Genomic DNA, 16,329 nt, shown 5'->3' with positions numbered 1-16,329 from the left:
GCCTCAGCCGCGCGGAGTGAATTTCCGGATCACGCCCGAGAAGGTCATCAGGATGCGGGCGCCGGCGTTGATCTGGCCGCGCACGAAGATCAGGCTCTTGCCGGCCCGCACCACCTCGCCGGTGGCCTCGACCAGCTCGCCGACATAGGCCCCGTCGATGAAGGTCGAATCCAGCGACACCGTCACCCCCGACGCCCCCTCCATCTCCTGATAGGCGGTCTGGAACAGGGCGATGTCGGCGAAGGTCATCAGGCAGCCGCCGTGCATCCGGTCGCCCGCGTTCATATGCTTCTGCTCGGCCCGGAAGGCGCAGCGCATGCGCCCGTCCGGATCCGGCTTGAAGTAGAACGGCCCCACCACCTGATCGAAGGTGCCGTGCAGGTCGTACATCTGCCAGCCGGCGAACTCGCCCTCCGACACCGTGACTTTCGCGACCATGGGAAAAACTCCGCCTTCTTTCTGATCCCGCAATGCACCATACAGGCGCGATGAGCGACCCCATCGAAACCGCCATCTTCGAAAAACTGGCGAAGGCCGACCCGAAAGGCGTCGGCGGCAAGAGCATTGAGCCCGCCGACGTGGCCAAGGAACTGCAGCCCGAGCAGTGGCAGCGCATGCTGCCCAAGGTCCGCGCCTGCGCCCTCGGCCTGATGCGTCAGGGCAAGCTGACCATCACCAAGAAGGGCAAGCCGGTCGATCCCAACGCCTTCAAGGGCGTCATCCGCCTGCGCCTGCCGACCGAGGCCGAAACCGCCGCCGCCCTCGCGGCCCGGCCGCCCGCCGTCGAAAGCGATGACGACTTCGGCTGATCCGACCGGACTGGAGACAGTCCTCGCCGACATCCGCGCCTGCCGGGCCTGTCTCGGTCAGCTGCCGCACACGCCGCGCCCGGTGGTGCATGTCTTCCCCGAGACCCGGCTGCTGATCTGCGGCCAGGCTCCGGGCCGGCGCGTCCATGAAAGCGGTCTGCCGTTCACCGACCCGTCCGGAGATCGCCTGCGCGACTGGATGGGCGTCGACTACCAGACCTTCTACGCCGACCGCCGCCTCGGCGTCGCGGCCCAGGCCTTCTGCTATCCGGGCACCGCGCCGAAGGGCGGCGACTATCCGCCCCCGCGCCGCTGCGCCGAACTGTGGCGGCCCCAACTCCTCGCCGAACTGCCCCAGGTCGAGCTGACCCTTCTGGTCGGCGGCTACGCCCAGGTCTGGGCCCTCGGCGAGCGCGCGAAGGCCAACATGACGGAGACGGTGCGGGCGTGGCGCGATTACGCTCCCGCCATCCTGCCCCTGCCGCACCCGTCGTGGCGCAACACCGCCTGGCTGCGGAAGAACCCGTGGTTCGAGGAAGAGGTGCTGCCGTATCTTCGCCAGAGGGTTCGGGGCATTCTGGGGTGATGAACGTCACGCATCACCATTCCTTCTCCCGATGGGAGAAGGTGGCGCGCAGCGCCGGATGAGGGTCGTCCGGTCCAGTCGGCGTAAGCCGTCGCTCGGTGTGTCACGGCTGTCAGCCGACCCTCACCCTTTCGCGCAAGACCGCTCGCTTCGCTCCCGGGCGCTCAAGCCCTCTCCCATCGGGAGAGGGGGCGCCGCCCTGCTCCTCGCCCTCACACTCGCCGCCTGCGCCACGCCCGCCGTCCAGCCGCCCCGGACCCCGCCGCCGGGCTTCGCCGGCCCGGCCGTCGAGGATCGCGCCCTCGTCATGGACGACGGCGCCCGCCTGCCGCTGGCCCGCTGGGCCCCGGTGAGCGGCGAGCCGTGGGCGGTGATCGTCGCCCTGCACGGCATGAACGACAGCCGCGCCTCCTTCCGTCTCGCCGGTCCGTGGTGGGCCGAACAGGGCATCGAGACCTGGGCGATCGACCAGCGCGGCTTCGGCGAGGCCCCCGGCCGCGGCGTCTGGGCCGGCGAGGCCCGTATGGCCGACGACCTGCGCACCGCCGTCGCCCTGGCCCGCGCCCGGCATCCGAACGCCGTCATCGCCGTCGCGGGCGAGAGCATGGGCGGGGCCGTGGCCATCGTCGCCTTCGCCTCGGACCGCCCGCCTGACGCCGACCGCGTCATCCTGCTGGCCCCCGCCGTCTGGGGCTGGTCGGCCCAGGGGCCGCTGAACAGCGCCGGCCTGTGGATCGCCGCCCGCGCCATGGGCGACCGCGCCGTCGAGCCGCCGCAATGGGCGGTCCGCGACCGGCCCGCCTCGGACAACCGGCTGGAGCTGTTCCGCAACTACCGCGACCCCAACAGCCTGATCACCACCCGCTTCGACGCCCTGTATGGCCTCGTCGATCTGATGGACAGCGCCTCGCACCGGCTGGGCGACATCCGCGCCCCGACCCTGCTGCTGTACGGCGCCAACGACAACGTCATCCGCGAGGACGCCATGCGGGCTGCCCTCGAACGGGCTGGCGACCGCCCCGGCCTGCGCACCGCATACTATCCCGAAGGCTGGCACATCCTGAACCGGGACCTGCAGGCGGAGAGGGTCTACCGTGACGTGGCGGCGTGGCTGCGCGACGCGGCGGCGCCGCTGCCGTCCGGGGCGGGGGCGGTGGGGCCGGCTCTGGCGGGACGGTAGGCAGACCCCGAAACAGCCGCCCCGTCCGCTTCCCCACCCGTCATCCTCGGCTTGACCCGAAGATCAGGCCGTCCGGTGCTCCGTCGAACACCCGCGGTCGCGGTCGGGGGCCTTTACGCCGCAGAGCCCGCCGCCTGCCTCTGATCCCCGGCTCAAGCCCGATAACGGCGGGAGAAATAGGAGACAAGGCGCGGGAAGCCGACACTGTGAAGGTCTGATGGGTGGGAAGCGGACCCAACCTGAGCTACCTCTTCATTGTAGATCGACAGGGGGAAATCGTGGAACTGAGAACAACGGGCGGGCGGCTAAAGCCGGGCGGAGCGTTCAAGCTGGTAGCGATGGGCTATTTTCTGGGGGCTGGAGTGATCGTCCTCCCCCTGTTCGCGCTCGTGACCATGATCTCTCTGGCCTCGGGAGTTCCGCCGACTCTGAATGGTGAGCCAGTAGAAGGCAGCGGAGGCATTGTCGTCGCTATCCTGCCGTTGATGATGGTGCCGTTGATCCTTGCCATTCAGGCCGTCATGTTGGGCGGATTGGCCGTCCTTGGGCTATGGCTCTACGGCAAACGGAAGCCGATCCGCATCGTCGAAGGGTAACCGTCCAAGGTCCGCACCGGGTCGGAAGTGCCCTCCACCTCCTCAGCCCCGCGCTCTCCCGGTTTTTTCCCGATGCGGACACCCCGGCCAGCAGCATGGCCGGCGCTTGCCGTCGCTCAGGTTCGAACGCGCCTGCTCCACGTGCTTGAGCCGCGTCTCCGGCCTCTTCACCGACTGGACCCAGCAGATCCATTCATTGCGGGCGAGTGGGGTGATGCTCTCCCACATCGCCAGCGCCGCCGGCTCGGCCGCCAGCATCGCCTCCAGGTCCGCGGGAAGATCATGCACCACGCCGGCGCTGATGGCCTGTCTGGTCATGGGGAAGCGTCTCCGTCCGGGAACCGAACTTGGCGACCCCGCGGCGAAGCCGCAACGGCTCGCACCCGGTCCTTGCCGCCCCCAAACCGCCATGCTTGCCCTGTTGAGCGTCCCGGCGTATCAGCCGCGCAACAAAAAAACACCCCGGGAGACCCAGGTTATGGGCAAGACGCTGTTCGATTCTCCGTCCTTCGCGAACCACGAAGGCGTCCACGCTGTCTTTGACGAAAAGACCGGCCTGCGTGCGATTATCGCTGTTCACTCCACCGCCCGCGGCCCCGCCGTCGGCGGCACACGGATGTGGAACTACGCCTCCAGCGCCGAGGCGCTCGAGGACGTGCTGCGCCTGTCGAAGGGCATGAGCTACAAGAACGCGGTGGCCGATCTCGAGATGGGCGGCGGCAAGTCGGTCATCATCGGCGACAGCCGCACCCAGAAGACCCCCGAGCTGTTCCGCGCCTTCGGCCGCGCCGTCGACACCCTGGGCGGCATCTATTACGCCGCCGAGGACGTCGGCGTGTCGGTCGCCGACATCGCCGAGGCCCGCAAGGTCACCCCCTATGTCCTCGGCCTGAAGGACGGCCCCGAGGCCTCGGGCGACCCCAGCCCGGTCACCGCCGAGGGCGTGTTCCGCTCGACCCTGACCGTGGCCCGCCGCCTGTGGAAGCAGGACGACCTGACCGGCCTGACCATCGCCCTGCAGGGCATCGGCCACGTCGGCGGCTATCTGGCCGACAAGCTGCACGCCGCCGGCGCGAAACTGGTGATGACCGACGTCAACACCGCCTTGCTGTCCGAGGTCGCGGCCCGAACCAATGCCGAGATCGTCGCCCCCGACGCCATCTATGACGTCAAGGCCGACATCTACGCCCCCTGCGCCCTCGGCGCGACGCTGAACCCCGAGACCCTGGACCGCCTGTCCTGCAAGGCCGTCGTCGGCGCCGCCAACAACCAGCTGGCCACCCCCGAGATCGGCCAGATCCTGTTCGAGCGCGGCGTCCTTTACGCCCCCGACTATGTCGTCAACGGCGGCGGCATCATCAACGTCGCCTCCGAGATGACCGCCCGCCAGACCGGCGGCGCCTACGACCCGCAGTGGGTCGAGGGCAAGCTGTCGCGGCTGATGGAAACGCTGGAAGAGATCCTCGAACGCTCCGCCGTCGAGAAGCGCCCGACCCACCAGATCGCCGACGCCATCGCCGAAGCCCGCATCAACGCCGCCCGCGACGCCAAGGCCGAGCAGCGCAAGGCGGCCTGACGCGGCGCACCCGTGATCCTTCTCCCCTTGGGGGAGAAGGAAATCGCCCGTCGCTGTGCCGGCAGTCCGCGAAATTATAGTCGGACTGGGCAGAAAAACGCCCGCCTTTCCAGCCACATCCGCTTTTCTCAAGCCTGTCTTCCCGCCTGAGGAAACGGCGGGTGCACAATGCCGCGTCCTGTCTCCCGGCAGGCTCCGGTCTTTGACAATCACATCCGCACGGTTCGGACGATTCGGACGGTTCGGACGGTGCTTTTGAGTTTTAACCGGGTGAAATCCGGACCCCGGCGCCGCCGGATTCGCGCCCGTCGCGCTTACGGACCACTATCGCCGGAAACGCCCCATTGATTCGGGCCGAGGCGACATGACCGCAACCGACCGCAAGGGCTTCGATCCGCTGCTCATCGTCATGGCGATCGGCTTCGTGGTGGCCGTCGGGGCCCTAGCCTATCCGGCCTTCCGGGCCGACCCGATGAGCGCGCCGGGACTGGTGCTGATCTTCACTGTGGGGGCCGTGGCCCTGATCGGCCTGTTCGCCTTCGCCCGCGGCGAGGCCCGCAAGCCGGTGGGGGATGCGACCGTCGACCTGCTCGACGCCATGGCCGAGCCCGCCGCCCTGGTCTGGGCTTCCGGTCAGGTGCTGGCCTTCAACGCCGCCTGGGCCGAGAGCAACGGCGCGACCAACAGCCTGCCCAAGGGCCGCTCGGCCTCCGCCCTCTACATGGCCTTCGCCCAGGCCCGCGCCGGCCAGCAGGGCCGCGCCATCGTCGTCATCGGCGACCGCGAGCAGGAGGTGCTGATCGGCCAGGCGGGGGAGGGGCGCTTTCTCGTCCGCGCCGCGCCCGACGCCGCCCTTCCGGTCCTCACCGGCGCCGCCCCCGTCGCCGCCTCCAACGCCGCCGAGAGCCGGGCCATGGCCGCCGGCGCGCCGTTCGGCTCGGCCGTCATCGCCGCCGACGATCTGTTCGGCGGCAAGGTCGAGGAGGCCAACGCCGCCCTGTCGGTGCTGACCGGCCCGGCCGCCGCTCGCGACGCCGCTTTCGGCCATCTGTTCGACCCCGCCGGCGTGGCCGAGGCCCGGGGCAAACTGGCCGCCGGCTCCTCCGGTCCGATCGAGCTGGTCGCCCGCGCCTTCCCCGACAAGATGCTGCACCTCTATGTCGCCCCGGAAGGCGACAAGCGCCGCATCTGGCTGTTCGACGTCTCGGCCCAGAAGTCGATGGAACTGCAGCTGGCCCAGGCCCAGAAGATGCAGGCCGTGGGCCAGCTGGCCGGCGGCGTGGCCCACGACTTCAACAACCTGCTGACTGCCATCCAGCTGCAGCTGTCGGGCCTGCTGGAGCGTCACCCGGTCGGCGACCCCTCCTACGAGGGCCTCAACGAGATCCGCCAGACCGCCATCCGCGCCGCCGATCTGGTCCGCAAGCTGCTGGCCTTCTCGCGCAAGTCCACCGTCCGCCGCGAGCGGCTCGATCTCGGCGAACTGGTCGGCGAATTCGCCGTCCTGCTGCGCCGCCTGCTGCGCGAGGACGTCCGGCTCGAAACCGACTACGGCCGCGACCTGCCGGTGGTCCTCGCCGACAAGAGCCAGCTCGAGACGGCCGTCATGAACCTCGCCGTCAACGCCCGCGACGCCATGCGCGGCGTGGTCGAGCCGGGGGCCGGCGTGGTCACCATCCGCACCGCCCGCCTGACGGCCGCAGAGGCCCGCGCCCTCGGCTGGAGCCATCCATCCACCGACGTGGTCGCCCTGATCGAGGTCAGCGACACCGGCCCCGGCGTGCCGCCCGACATCCTCGGCAAGATCTTCGAGCCCTTCTTCACCACCAAGGCGGTGAACGAGGGCACCGGCATGGGCCTGGCCACCGTCTACGGCATCGTCGAACAGGCCGGCGGCCACATCAACGTCTCCAACCTGGAGGGGGCCGGCGCGGCCTTCCGCATCTTCCTGCCCGAGGCGGACGAGGCCGAGCTGGCCGAGACTCCCGTTGTCGAGATCAAGCTGAAGACCCCGCGCGACCTGTCCGGCGCCGGCCGCATCCTGTTCGTCGAGGACGAGGCCGCCGTGCGCGGCATCGCCGCCCGCCTGCTGCGCCAGCGCGGCTACGACGTCATTGAGGCCGAGGACGGCGAACAGGCCCTCGAGCTGGCCGAACAGCATGCCGGCACCATCGACATGATGATCTCCGACGTCATCATGCCCGGCCTCGACGGGCCCGCCCTGCTCAAGAAGGCTCGCCAGTACCTCGGCGACGCCCCGGTCCTGTTCATCTCGGGCTATGCCGAAAGCGACTTCTCGGACCTGCTGCAGGACGAGGTCGGCGTCTCCTTCCTGCCCAAGCCGCTTGACATCAAGACCCTGGCGGAGCGGGTCAAGCAGGAGCTGCGGGCCGCCTAGAGCCTATTTCCGGCGCCTGTGGCCGCGGTCGTCATGCCGGTCCCGGCGATGGTCCCGGGAGCGGTCGCGCCAGTAGGGGGACTCGGGCGGGATCCAGAAGTCCCGGTAGCCGTAGTCGCCGGGGCAGTAGCGCTGGTTGGCCCCGTAGGGCAGGCCCGGCGGCGTCGCCCAATAGCAGTTGGCGTTCTCGTATTGGAGGTCGGCCGCGGCCTGGTCCAGGCCCAGGGCGAGGGCCTCCCACATGGCCGGATCGCTGCTGCAGGCCGTGGTCGCCAGCGCGGCCCCGGCGATCAGGCCCAGCCTCAGTCTCTGTCCCGGTCGCATCATGATCCTGCCTCCCGGACCGACCGTGCGGGCGGGGCGGTCGTCCCGCAACCCACGGAACCTGACGGCCGTCAGCCCGCCGCGACCGCCTCCCGCGTGGCCCGGACGGCGGGATCGGCCGCCGCCGCCGCCAGAATCCAGTCGCGGAAGCGGGCGATCTTGGGCGAGCGCCGGCGACCCTCGGGCCAGACCAGCCAGTAGGCGTAATCCGGGATCAGCCTGACCGACAGGGCAACCGGTTGGACCAGAAGGCCGGCCGCCAGCTCGCGCGCGAACAGCACCGGCGAGGCCAAGGCCACGCCCTGATCGCCCATCGCCGAGGCCACCTCCAGCGCCTGGTAGTCGGCCCGCAGCCGCGAGGGCGTCTGACCGTCCGCCGCGACGCCCGCCGCCGCGAACCAGACCGCCCATTCCTTCTCCAGCCCGATCCGCGGCGCCTTCAGCAGGTCCTCGGCCGTCTGCAGTCCCAGCCGGTCCCGCAGGCGCGGGCTGCACAGCGGCGTGAACACGCTCGGCATGACCTCGACGCTCTCCAGCCCGGGCCAGTCGCCCGTCCCCGACCGGATGCCCACGTCGAAGCCTTCCCGTGACAGGTCGACCAGGTGCGCCGCCGTATCGAGCCGCACCGCCAGCTCCGGGTTCGCCAGCTGGAACTCGCCCAGTCGCGGCGCCAGCCACTGCGTCGCCAGAGTCGCCAGGGTGGTGATCGACAGCACCGCCTGATCCGCCTCGGTCAGGTCCGACACCGCCCGTCGCAGCAAGCTCATCGCCTCTGTGGCCGCTCGCGACAGCCTCTCCCCCGGTTCCGTCGGGACGACCTCGCGCGGCAGACGCCGGAACAGGCTCTGCCCCAGCCGCCCTTCCAGCGCCTTGATCTGCCAGCTCACGGCGGCCTGGGTCATGCCCAGCTCCTCGGCCGCGCGCGTGAAACTGTTCAGGCGAGCCGCGGCCTCGAACACGCGAATGGAGGCGAGGGGAATTCCAGCGAGGGGATCGGACATAAGCTTGCCTTATGCAGCGCGCCGCCAATCTGGTTTGTGGAGCCGTCCTGTCAAGCCCATTCTGTTGTTGCCCTCACAGCAGGATCGTCAGGAGGTCGTCATGGAAGAAATTCACCATACGCATAAGGAGCCCGCATGGGGCTGGATTTCGGTGCTGAACGACTGGCGGCGAAGCCGCGCCCGCGCGCGGCTTCGCAAACCGCAGCGGATCGTGACGCCCTCCAGCCGCTGATCCGCCAGACCATCGATCGCGGAGGCGGGGCCCAATCCCCGCACGCCGCCGCGATCGGGGCCCGCAAGGGCTTCGGCCCGGACCCGTAGGGAGCCTCCTGCTCTCGCGGCTCCGGGCCGCTTGCGTCGGGCTAGCGCACCGTCCAGCCGTCCGCCTCCCGCAGCGCGTTGTGAATGGCGGTCGCCGCAATAGCGGCCTCGGCCCCGGCCACGGCGATCTGGTTCAGCCCCCGCACCACGTCTCCGGCGGCGTAAAAGCCCGGAACGCTGCTTCTCTGATGAGCGTCGACCACCAGACAGCCGTCGTCCCCGACCTTTGCGCCCAAGGCACGCGCCAGGTCCGCATTTGGCGACGTTCCGAGCGCCGAATAAACCAGGTCGAATACCCGGAAGTTTCCGCCCCAGCTCAGCGCAGTCACCCGGTCGCCCTCCAGCCGGACATTGTCGATCGGGGCCCGGATCAGCTCCACCCCCATGCGGCGCAGTTCGTCCTCCCGGGTCAGCGCTTCGGCCGAGCCGGTGTGGATCAGGGTGACGCGGTCGGAATAGGTCCGCAGAAAGGCGGCCTCTCTGACGCCCCGGTCATCCTGGCCGACAATCGCCACCGCCTTGCCGCTAGCCTCATAGCCGTCGCAGATCGGGCAGATGCGGACCAGCGACCGCTCGATGGCCCGGTCGACGCCGGGCAGGTCAGGATGGTGGTCCACGACCCCGGTCGCCAGCAGCACAGCGCGCACCCTGATCTCGCGCCCGTTCAGAGATGCCCTGAAATCATCGCCCTCGGGCTGGAGACGTTCGACGCGGCCCCGCTCTATCACCGCGTCGTACTCAAGCGCCTGTTCGGTCATCCGCCTGAGGATCGCCTCGCCAGTGATGCCCTGCGGAAAGCCGGGCAGGTTGTGACTGACCGGAATCCAGCGGGCACGGGGAGCGCCGCCGTCGGCGACCAGCACCCGCCGCCGAAAGCGCGCCAGATAGGTCGCCGCAACCAGGCCCGCCGGGCCGGCTCCGATGACAAGGACTTCAGGGTCGGACATCGGCGCGCCACGTCGTCGGCCAGTAGTCGGGCGACATGCCTTGGCAGTCACCCATGAAGCGCTCCCGGGTCAGGGCGAAACCCGCGGCCGTCCAGGTCCAGGTCTGGATCGTGCCGCAGTCGCCGAGGCCCCGGCCGCGCGGGAAGACGGTCAAGGTCTGGCCCTCCGGGTCGTACTGCGGGTTGACCAGCCACAGGTCATCCTCGCCGCCCACCGGCTCCCGAGTCGGCAATTCGGCGGGGCGTACGCCCGAGCCGTCCGGCCGCGCCAGATAGAGGACATAGGTGGCGTTGTAGGCCCCGCTGCCGCAGGGAACGCCCCACAGCACGGTCGACCCGTCCAGTCGCGCCGCGAGCACGGCCTTGTCGAGGTATTCGTTGTTCTCCGCCCGGCAAGCCTTCACTTCCGGGCGGGCCTCGATGGCGGCGGGCACGCGCAGTTGGGGCGGCGGATCGTCCCCCATCGGCGCATTGGCCGCCGCGAAAGCGCCCTGGTCGATCGGCGGCGCGGACTGCACCATAGGCAGGGCGGGGGCGGAAGGAACGGTGCTCGCGGGCCGGTCGCCCGGGCGCAGCAGGGCGGTTATCGTCTCCAGCCGTCCCTGCCGCTCGTCGATCCACAGCAGGGCGGCGGAAACCCCGGAGGCGGGCAGTTCAATGGCGCGGTCACCGGTCTCGAGCGTCACGGTCTGCGCGCTGGCCAAAGCGCCGACGACCGACCGATGGCGCGCGTCGCTCCCGGCGCCGCCAGACACGGCGTAATCGCGGCCGTCGATCTTCAGCCGCACGTCGGCGGGCGCGCCGTCATGATCGAACCCTCCGCTCGCCTGCACAGTCGGGCGGGCGTCCGGGCCCGCTTCCATTCCGATGCGGAGCCATCCGCCCTCGTCGGACCCTGTCCATGCGACGCAGGCGTTGCCGTTGTCGCAGATCGCCCGCCAATCGCGGAACTCGCGGATCTCCGGCCGGGCCGTCGGGTCGGCGGCGCTCTGTTCTGTCGCCCCCGCGGCGCCAGGGACGACGGCTGCCCCGGCCCGGTCGGTCGCGGCCCCGTCACCACAGGCGGCAAGCAATATCACCGTCGCCAGACCTGATCGCCACATCATCCTCGCCCCATCTCCATCGTCCAGATCCTGGCGCATCCGGTTCATCGACAGCGGGCCGGACAGCCGTTCGGTTCCGCCCTTTGCGCCCGCGCGCCGCCACCGCTATACCGCCGCCTCAATCCCATTCCCAATCAGAGGCGCGAACCCGCATGACCAGGATCAAGGTCGCCAATCCCATCGTGGACATCGACGGCGACGAGATGACCCGGATCATCTGGCAGATGATCAAGGACAAGCTGGTCTTCCCCTTCCTCGACCTCGAGCTCGACTACTACGACCTGTCGATGGAGAACCGTGACGCCACCGACGACAAGGTCACGGTGGATGCGGCCCACGCCATCCAGAAGCATGGCGTCGGCGTGAAGTGCGCGACCATCACCCCGGACGAGGCCCGGGTGAAGGAGTTCGGCCTCAAGAAGATGTGGAAGTCGCCCAACGGCACCATCCGCAACATCCTCGGCGGCGTGGTCTTCCGCGAGCCGATCATCTGCTCGAACGTGCCGCGTCTGGTGCCCGGCTGGACCCAGCCCATCGTGGTCGGCCGTCACGCCTTCGGCGACCAGTACAAGGCCACCGACTTCCTGGTTCCCGGCCCCGGCAAGCTGACGATCAAGTTCCAGGGTGAGGACGGTCAGGTCATCGAGCATGAGGTGTTCGACTTCCCCTCCGCCGGCGTCGCCATGGGCATGTATAATCTCGACGACTCGATCACCGAGTTCGCCCGCGCCAGCTTCGCCTTCGGCCTGCAGCGCAATTTCCCGGTCTATCTGTCGACCAAGAACACCATCCTCAAAGCCTATGACGGGCGCTTCAAGGACATCTTCCAGAAGGTGTTCGACGAGGAATTCGCGGCGCAGTTCAAGGAAAAGGGCCTGACCTACGAGCACCGGCTGATCGACGACATGGTGGCCGCGGCCATCAAGTGGTCGGGCGGCTTCGTCTGGGCCTGCAAGAACTATGACGGCGACGTGCAATCCGACGTCGTGGCGCAGGGTTTCGGCTCGCTGGGCCTGATGACATCGGTGCTGATGACGCCGGACGGCAAGGTGCTGGAGTCGGAGGCCGCCCACGGCACCGTCACCCGCCACTATCGTCAGCACCAGAAGGGCGAGGCGACCTCGACCAACTCCATCGCCTCGATCTTCGCCTGGACGCGCGGCTTCTCGCACCGGGCCAAGCTGGACGGCAACGACGAACTGGCCAAATTCGCCGCCACCCTCGAGCGGGTCGTGGTCGAGACGGTCGAGTCCGGTCACATGACCAAGGACCTCGCGCTCCTCGTCGGCGACCAGCAGGGCTGGCTGACCACCGAGGGCTTCCTCGACAAGGTCGCCGAGAACCTCACCGCGGCGATGGCGTCCTAAGGGGGCTCTACCGCGGCCCACAAACGGAGGCCCGCCGGATTCGCGTCCGGCGGGCCTTTCGTTTGAGCCGGACCCGCGTTCGTGCATTGATGATCCGAACTCTGGACGCCGTCATGAAGAAGCTGTTCGGCAATCTGCTGTTGCTGGTCGTCATTGGCGCGACGGTGAGCTTCTTCGCCGCGCCGGCTGTGGCCTTCTTCGGCATACGCTCGGCGGCGGACGCGAATGATGTCGCCGGCCTGTCCCGGCTGGTCGACTTCTCCGCCGTCCGCCAGTCCCTGCGGCCGCAACTGTCGGGGAACCCGGCGGCGATGGCCCCGGCCCCGACCTTCCTCGAGGATCCGATCGGCGCCGTTCGTCGCCAGTTCGGGACGACCGACGTAGCCACGGCCGGCGACGCCGACGCCTATCTGACCCCGGCTGCGCTGGGAGGCCTGACGCGCGGCGAGGGCCGCTCCGCCTCGCATCGGTCCACCCTTCCCGTCGGCGCCGCCGCTGAAAACCCTATGCCCGCACCGGTGTTCTGGGGGGTGAACCGGGTCCGCCTGGCCGTCAAGGGCGAGGGCGGTTCGCGCACCATCTTCACGTTCGAGCGCAGGGGCCCGTTCGAATGGAAGCTGGTCCACATTGGCCTTCCTGACGCAGAGCCGTCCGCACCCGTCGCACCCCGCTAGCCAGTCTCCTCGACTCGCGGCAACCGTAGCCGTGGGGAGGCGTTTCGACGCCAGAGGGTATCATGATCAAGAAACTCGTCGTCGGCTTCGCCGTCGCGGCTGTCGCCATATTCGCCATCGCCTGGGCCGCCGCCCCCGTGTTCGCAGCCCAGGCGCTGATCCGGGCCGCAAAGGCCGGCGACGCCGACCGGATCGAACAGCTGGTAGACTTCCCGGCCCTGCGCCAGAGCCTGAAGGACGAGTTGACCGCGGAGCTGGCCGCCCACATGCGGCGCGACCCGCGCGTGGCGGAGAGCAGTCTCGGCGGGCTGGGAATGATGCTCGCCCCGATGCTCCTGTCGGGCGCTGTCGACGCCGCGGTCACGCCCGAGGTGGTGGCCCAGATGGTCACTACGGCCGAGGCTCCTGATCCCACGGTGCGCGACCAGCCGGAGCCGGGCGATGCCCGTGATGACGACGACATCCATCAGGCCTGGGGCTATCGTGACCTGAACGCCTTCGCCGTCACCCTGACCGACCGCGACCATCCGGACCAGCGGCTGGCGCTGATCCTCGAACGCCGAGGCCTGTTCGCGTGGAAGCTGGCCGCCGTCGACATCCAGAGTGGCGAGACGGCCTGATCAGCCGCCCAACGCCGCCCTGACCGCCGACAGGCCGTCCTCGGCCTTCGACCCATCCGGAGCCCCGCCCTGGGCGAAATCGGGCTTGCCGCCCGCCCCCTGGCCGCCCATCGCCAGCACGGCCGCACGGGCGAGGTCCGCCGCATTGACCTTGCCGGCCATGTCCGAGGTCACGGCGACGGTGACCGCCGCCTTGCCCTCAGTGACGCCGATCAGGGCGACGACGCCTGAGCCGACCTGTTTGCGGAAGTCCTCGGCGACGCCGCGCAAGCCCTTGCCGTCGACGCCGTCCAGCACCCGGGCGATCAGCTTGACGCCGTTGACTTCTTCCGGTGCGGCGTTCCCCCCGGAGCCGCCGCCGAGGGCCAACTGCTTCTTCAGGTCAGCGACCTGCTTCTCCAGCGTGCGCACCGAGCCGGTCAGGGCCTCGACCCGCGCGGGGACATCAGCGGGCTGAACCTTGAAGCCTTGGGCCAGCTTTTTCGTCACGCCGGCCTGGGCCAGCAGATACTGGCGCGCGGCCTCGCCGGTCAGGGCCTCGATGCGGCGCACCCCGGCGGCGATGCCGCTCTCGGACACGATCTTGAACAGGGCGATGTCGCCGGTGCGGGCGACGTGGGTGCCGCCGCACAGTTCGACCGAATAGGGCTTGTCCGCCTCAGTCAGCGACCGGCCCAGCGTCAGAACGCGGACCTCATCGCCGTATTTCTCGCCGAACAGGGCCACGGCGCCGGCTTCGATGGCCTCCTGCGGCGCCATCATCTTCGTCTCGGCCGGAAGGTTCTGGCGGATGACGGCATTCACCTCGTCCTCCATCCGGGCCAGCTCGTCCTCGGTGACGGGAGCGTTGTGACTGAAGTCGAAGCGCAGCCGTTCGGCGTCGACCATCTGGCCCTTCTGGGCCACATGGCCGCCCAGCACATTGGCCAGGGCCTTGTGGAGCAGGTGGGCGGCGGAGTGGTTGGCGCGGGTGGTCAGGCGGGCGTCGGCCGTCACGCGCAGCTGTACCCGGGCGCCGATCGCCAGGGTTCCCGAGCTGATCTCGATACGGTGGGCGAACAGGTCGCCGGCGTGCTTCTGGACGTCGAGGACCACGCCCGAGCCCTGCTGGCCGGTGGCGTCGGTCCATTCGATCTCGCCCTTGTCGCCGGCCTGGCCGCCGCCCTCGCCATAGAAGGGAGTCTGGTCGAACAGCACCTCGGCGGTCTCGCCGGCGCCCAGTTGATCGACCGACTGGCCGCTTTCCACGATCGCCAGCACCTCGCCCGAGCCCTCGACGGCGTCATAGCCGGTGAAGACGGTGGGCCCGAGGCGGTCGCGCAGGGCCAGCCATTCGCCGGCCGAGGCGGTCTGGCCCGAACCGGTCCAGTGCTCGCGCGAGCGGCTGCGCTGCTCTTCCATGGCTGCGTCGAAGCCCTCGGTGTCGACGGTGAAGCCGCGCCGGCGGGCCTCGTCCTGGGTGAGGTCCAGCGGGAAGCCGTAGGTGTCGTACAGGGTGAAGGCCGTCTGGCCGGACAGCACGCCGCCCTCGCCGAGGTCGCGCGAGGCGTCCTCCAGCAGGCCCATGCCGCGGCCCAGGGTGGTGCGGAAACGAATCTCTTCCTGCTTCAGCGTGTCCTCGATAAAGGCCTGGGCGCGGCGCAGTTCGGGATAGGCCTCGCCCATTTCCTGCACGAGGGTCGGCACCAGCCGGTGCATCAGCGGGTCGGCGGCGCCCAGCAGGTGGGCGTGGCGCATGGCCCGGCGCATGATCCGACGCAGCACGTAGCCCCGGCCCTCGTTCGAGGGAGTGACGCCGTCGGCGATCAGGAAGGACGACGAGCGCAGGTGGTCGGCGATGACCCGGTGGCTGGGGGCGCGGTCGCCCTCGGCGGCCGTGTTGGTCTCGTGCTCCGAGGCCGCGATCAGGGTGCGGAAGAGGTCGGTCTCATAGTTGGAATGCACGCCCTGCAGCACGGCGGCTACCCGCTCAAGACCCGCGCCGGTGTCGATCGACGGCTTCGGCAGCAGGCTACGGCTGCCGTCGGCGGCCTGGTCGAACTGCATGAAGACGAGGTTCCAGATCTCGACCCAGCGGTCGCCGTCCTCTTCCGGCGTGCCGGGAGGGCCGCCCCAGATGTGGTCGCCGTGGTCGTAGAAGATTTCGGTGCAGGGACCGCAGGGGCCGGTGTCGCCCATCGACCAGAAATTGTCCGAGCCGGCGATGCGGGTGATGCGGCTCTCGGGCAGGCCGGCGATCTTCTTCCACAGGTCGAAGGCCTCGTCGTCGTCTATATAGACGGTGGCCATCAGCCGGTCGGCGGGGATGCCGAACTCTTTCGTGACGAGGTTCCACGCCATCTCGATGGCGTGCTCCTTGAAGTAGTCGCCGAAGGAGAAATTGCCCAGCATCTCGAAGAAGGTGTGGTGGCGCGCGGTATAGCCGACGTTGTCGAGGTCGTTGTGCTTGCCGCCGGCGCGGACGCATTTCTGCGAGCTGGTGGCGCGCTTGATCGCCCGCGTCTCCTGACCGGTGAAGACGTTCTTGAAGGGCACCATGCCGGCGTTGACGAACAGCAGGGTCGGGTCGTTCTGCGGCACGAGCGGAGCCGACTGGACCTTCTCGTGGCCATCGGCCGCGAAATAGTCGAGGAAGGTCGAGCGGATCTGGTTCAGGCTGGACATGGCGCGCGGTCAATCGGGAAGGCGAAAAGGAACGGGCGTCATATAGGGCTTTCGGCCCGAAAGCATCACCCGGCCGTGATCGGCCCCTGACGAAAAAAGGCCGCCCGACCCGGGTGGGGGTCGAGCGGCCGCTCCGTCCGGCCCGGCCCGTCGGGGTCGGTGGC

At 69.4% G+C, this 16,329-nt stretch carries 17 protein-coding genes; 10 read left to right on the top strand and 7 right to left on the bottom strand.

Annotation, left to right across the window (positions count from 1 at the left end):
• Positions 1 to 3: 3 nt before the first annotated feature.
• The gene (locus V6M45_RS02765) at positions 4 to 438 is read right to left on the bottom strand and encodes a PaaI family thioesterase (RefSeq protein WP_332653840.1); all 435 of its coding nucleotides are present in this window, start codon (positions 436 to 438) and stop codon (positions 4 to 6) included.
• A gap of 32 nt (positions 439 to 470) precedes the next feature.
• On the opposite strand from V6M45_RS02765, the gene V6M45_RS02760 reads away from it, so the two are divergent.
• The 4 genes from V6M45_RS02760 to V6M45_RS02745 all read left to right on the top strand — a co-directional run bounded on the left by V6M45_RS02760 (position 471) and on the right by V6M45_RS02745 (position 3,171).
• A complete protein-coding gene (locus V6M45_RS02760) occupies positions 471 to 809 on the top strand; it encodes a DUF3253 domain-containing protein (protein WP_332653839.1) in 339 nt (112 codons plus the stop codon).
• Positions 793 to 1,395 carry a uracil-DNA glycosylase family protein gene (locus tag V6M45_RS02755; protein ID WP_332653837.1) on the top strand — a complete coding sequence of 201 codons (603 nt, stop codon included), beginning with the start codon at positions 793 to 795 and terminating at the stop codon, positions 1,393 to 1,395. The genes V6M45_RS02760 and V6M45_RS02755 overlap by 17 nt, the downstream gene beginning before the upstream one ends.
• 307 nt (positions 1,396 to 1,702) lie before the next feature.
• A complete protein-coding gene (locus tag V6M45_RS02750) occupies positions 1,703 to 2,575 on the top strand; it encodes an alpha/beta fold hydrolase (RefSeq protein ID WP_332653835.1) in 873 nt (290 codons plus the stop codon).
• A gap of 278 nt (positions 2,576 to 2,853) precedes the next feature.
• A complete protein-coding gene (locus tag V6M45_RS02745) occupies positions 2,854 to 3,171 on the top strand; it encodes a hypothetical protein (protein WP_332653833.1) in 318 nt (105 codons plus the stop codon).
• Positions 3,172 to 3,213: 42 nt separating this feature from the next.
• On the opposite strand, the gene V6M45_RS02740 is transcribed toward V6M45_RS02745, so the two are convergent.
• Positions 3,214 to 3,489, bottom strand: a complete 276-nt coding sequence (locus V6M45_RS02740) for a YdeI/OmpD-associated family protein (RefSeq protein WP_332653831.1) — start codon at positions 3,487 to 3,489, stop codon at positions 3,214 to 3,216.
• 160 nt (positions 3,490 to 3,649) lie between these two features.
• Here V6M45_RS02740 and V6M45_RS02735 point away from each other — a divergent pair, with 160 nt between their 5' ends.
• Positions 3,650 to 4,747 (top strand): Glu/Leu/Phe/Val family dehydrogenase, encoded by a 1,098-nt coding sequence (locus tag V6M45_RS02735; RefSeq protein ID WP_332653830.1) that lies wholly within the window; start codon positions 3,650 to 3,652, stop codon positions 4,745 to 4,747.
• Between the two features lie 364 nt (positions 4,748 to 5,111).
• A complete protein-coding gene (cckA, locus tag V6M45_RS02730) occupies positions 5,112 to 7,145 on the top strand; it encodes a cell cycle histidine kinase CckA (protein WP_332653828.1) in 2,034 nt (677 codons plus the stop codon).
• A gap of 3 nt (positions 7,146 to 7,148) precedes the next feature.
• Here cckA and V6M45_RS02725 read toward each other — a convergent pair whose 3' ends face one another.
• Together V6M45_RS02725 and V6M45_RS02720 are read right to left on the bottom strand one after the other, a co-directional pair.
• Positions 7,149 to 7,472, bottom strand: a complete 324-nt coding sequence (locus V6M45_RS02725) for a hypothetical protein (RefSeq protein ID WP_332653826.1) — start codon at positions 7,470 to 7,472, stop codon at positions 7,149 to 7,151.
• Positions 7,473 to 7,540: 68 nt separating this feature from the next.
• Positions 7,541 to 8,470 carry a LysR substrate-binding domain-containing protein gene (locus V6M45_RS02720; RefSeq protein WP_332653825.1) on the bottom strand — a complete coding sequence of 310 codons (930 nt, stop codon included), beginning with the start codon at positions 8,468 to 8,470 and terminating at the stop codon, positions 7,541 to 7,543.
• Positions 8,471 to 8,605: 135 nt separating this feature from the next.
• Between V6M45_RS02720 and V6M45_RS02715 the strand changes: the two genes are divergently transcribed.
• Positions 8,606 to 8,791, top strand: a complete 186-nt coding sequence (locus V6M45_RS02715) for a hypothetical protein (protein WP_332653823.1) — start codon at positions 8,606 to 8,608, stop codon at positions 8,789 to 8,791.
• A 41-nt stretch (positions 8,792 to 8,832) separates the two neighbouring features.
• On the opposite strand, the gene V6M45_RS02710 is transcribed toward V6M45_RS02715, so the two are convergent.
• The gene (locus tag V6M45_RS02710; protein WP_332653821.1) at positions 8,833 to 9,738 is read right to left on the bottom strand and encodes an NAD(P)/FAD-dependent oxidoreductase; all 906 of its coding nucleotides are present in this window, start codon (positions 9,736 to 9,738) and stop codon (positions 8,833 to 8,835) included.
• Entirely contained in the window at positions 9,725 to 10,879 is a 1,155-nt protein-coding gene (locus V6M45_RS02705) for a DUF1176 domain-containing protein (protein ID WP_332653819.1), read from the bottom strand. Before V6M45_RS02705 ends, V6M45_RS02710 begins: the two co-directional genes overlap by 14 nt.
• Positions 10,880 to 10,992: 113 nt before the next feature.
• Between V6M45_RS02705 and V6M45_RS02700 the strand changes: the two genes are divergently transcribed.
• The 3 genes from V6M45_RS02700 (at position 10,993) to V6M45_RS02690 (ending at position 13,501) form a co-directional block, all read left to right on the top strand.
• The gene (locus tag V6M45_RS02700) at positions 10,993 to 12,207 is read left to right on the top strand and encodes an NADP-dependent isocitrate dehydrogenase (RefSeq protein ID WP_332653817.1); all 1,215 of its coding nucleotides are present in this window, start codon (positions 10,993 to 10,995) and stop codon (positions 12,205 to 12,207) included.
• A 113-nt stretch (positions 12,208 to 12,320) separates the two neighbouring features.
• Positions 12,321 to 12,881 (top strand): DUF2939 domain-containing protein, encoded by a 561-nt coding sequence (locus V6M45_RS02695; RefSeq protein ID WP_332653816.1) that lies wholly within the window; start codon positions 12,321 to 12,323, stop codon positions 12,879 to 12,881.
• Positions 12,882 to 12,943: 62 nt separating this feature from the next.
• Positions 12,944 to 13,501, top strand: coding sequence for a DUF2939 domain-containing protein (locus V6M45_RS02690; RefSeq protein ID WP_332653815.1), 558 nt, complete (start codon positions 12,944 to 12,946; stop codon positions 13,499 to 13,501).
• On the opposite strand, the gene alaS is transcribed toward V6M45_RS02690, so the two are convergent.
• A complete protein-coding gene (gene alaS / locus V6M45_RS02685) occupies positions 13,502 to 16,165 on the bottom strand; it encodes an alanine--tRNA ligase (protein ID WP_332653813.1) in 2,664 nt (887 codons plus the stop codon).
• Positions 16,166 to 16,329: the final 164 nt, after the last annotated feature.

This window comes from Brevundimonas sp. (assembly GCF_036676055.1).
Taxonomy (GTDB): Bacteria; Pseudomonadota; Alphaproteobacteria; order Caulobacterales; family Caulobacteraceae; genus Brevundimonas.
This window is presented reverse-complemented; position numbering and strand designations above follow the sequence as displayed.

Bases quoted from the DNA above. Each gene is read 5' to 3' on its own strand.
- V6M45_RS02765 (WP_332653840.1), bottom strand. From the start codon at position 438: ATGGTCGCGAAAGTCACGGTGTCGGAGGGCGAGTTCGCCGGCTGGCAG.
- V6M45_RS02760 (WP_332653839.1), top strand. From the start codon at position 471: ATGCACCATACAGGCGCGATGAGCGACCCCATCGAAACCGCCATCTTC.
- V6M45_RS02755 (WP_332653837.1), top strand. From the start codon at position 793: ATGACGACTTCGGCTGATCCGACCGGACTGGAGACAGTCCTCGCCGAC.
- V6M45_RS02750 (WP_332653835.1), top strand. From the start codon at position 1,703: ATGGACGACGGCGCCCGCCTGCCGCTGGCCCGCTGGGCCCCGGTGAGC.
- V6M45_RS02740 (WP_332653831.1), bottom strand. From the start codon at position 3,489: ATGACCAGACAGGCCATCAGCGCCGGCGTGGTGCATGATCTTCCCGCG.
- V6M45_RS02735 (WP_332653830.1), top strand. From the start codon at position 3,650: ATGGGCAAGACGCTGTTCGATTCTCCGTCCTTCGCGAACCACGAAGGC.
- cckA (WP_332653828.1), top strand. From the start codon at position 5,112: ATGACCGCAACCGACCGCAAGGGCTTCGATCCGCTGCTCATCGTCATG.
- V6M45_RS02725 (WP_332653826.1), bottom strand. From the start codon at position 7,472: ATGATGCGACCGGGACAGAGACTGAGGCTGGGCCTGATCGCCGGGGCC.
- V6M45_RS02720 (WP_332653825.1), bottom strand. From the start codon at position 8,470: ATGTCCGATCCCCTCGCTGGAATTCCCCTCGCCTCCATTCGCGTGTTC.
- V6M45_RS02715 (WP_332653823.1), top strand. From the start codon at position 8,606: ATGGGGCTGGATTTCGGTGCTGAACGACTGGCGGCGAAGCCGCGCCCG.
- V6M45_RS02710 (WP_332653821.1), bottom strand. From the start codon at position 9,738: ATGTCCGACCCTGAAGTCCTTGTCATCGGAGCCGGCCCGGCGGGCCTG.
- V6M45_RS02705 (WP_332653819.1), bottom strand. From the start codon at position 10,879: ATGCGCCAGGATCTGGACGATGGAGATGGGGCGAGGATGATGTGGCGA.
- V6M45_RS02700 (WP_332653817.1), top strand. From the start codon at position 10,993: ATGACCAGGATCAAGGTCGCCAATCCCATCGTGGACATCGACGGCGAC.
- V6M45_RS02695 (WP_332653816.1), top strand. From the start codon at position 12,321: ATGAAGAAGCTGTTCGGCAATCTGCTGTTGCTGGTCGTCATTGGCGCG.
- V6M45_RS02690 (WP_332653815.1), top strand. From the start codon at position 12,944: ATGATCAAGAAACTCGTCGTCGGCTTCGCCGTCGCGGCTGTCGCCATA.
- alaS (WP_332653813.1), bottom strand. From the start codon at position 16,165: ATGTCCAGCCTGAACCAGATCCGCTCGACCTTCCTCGACTATTTCGCG.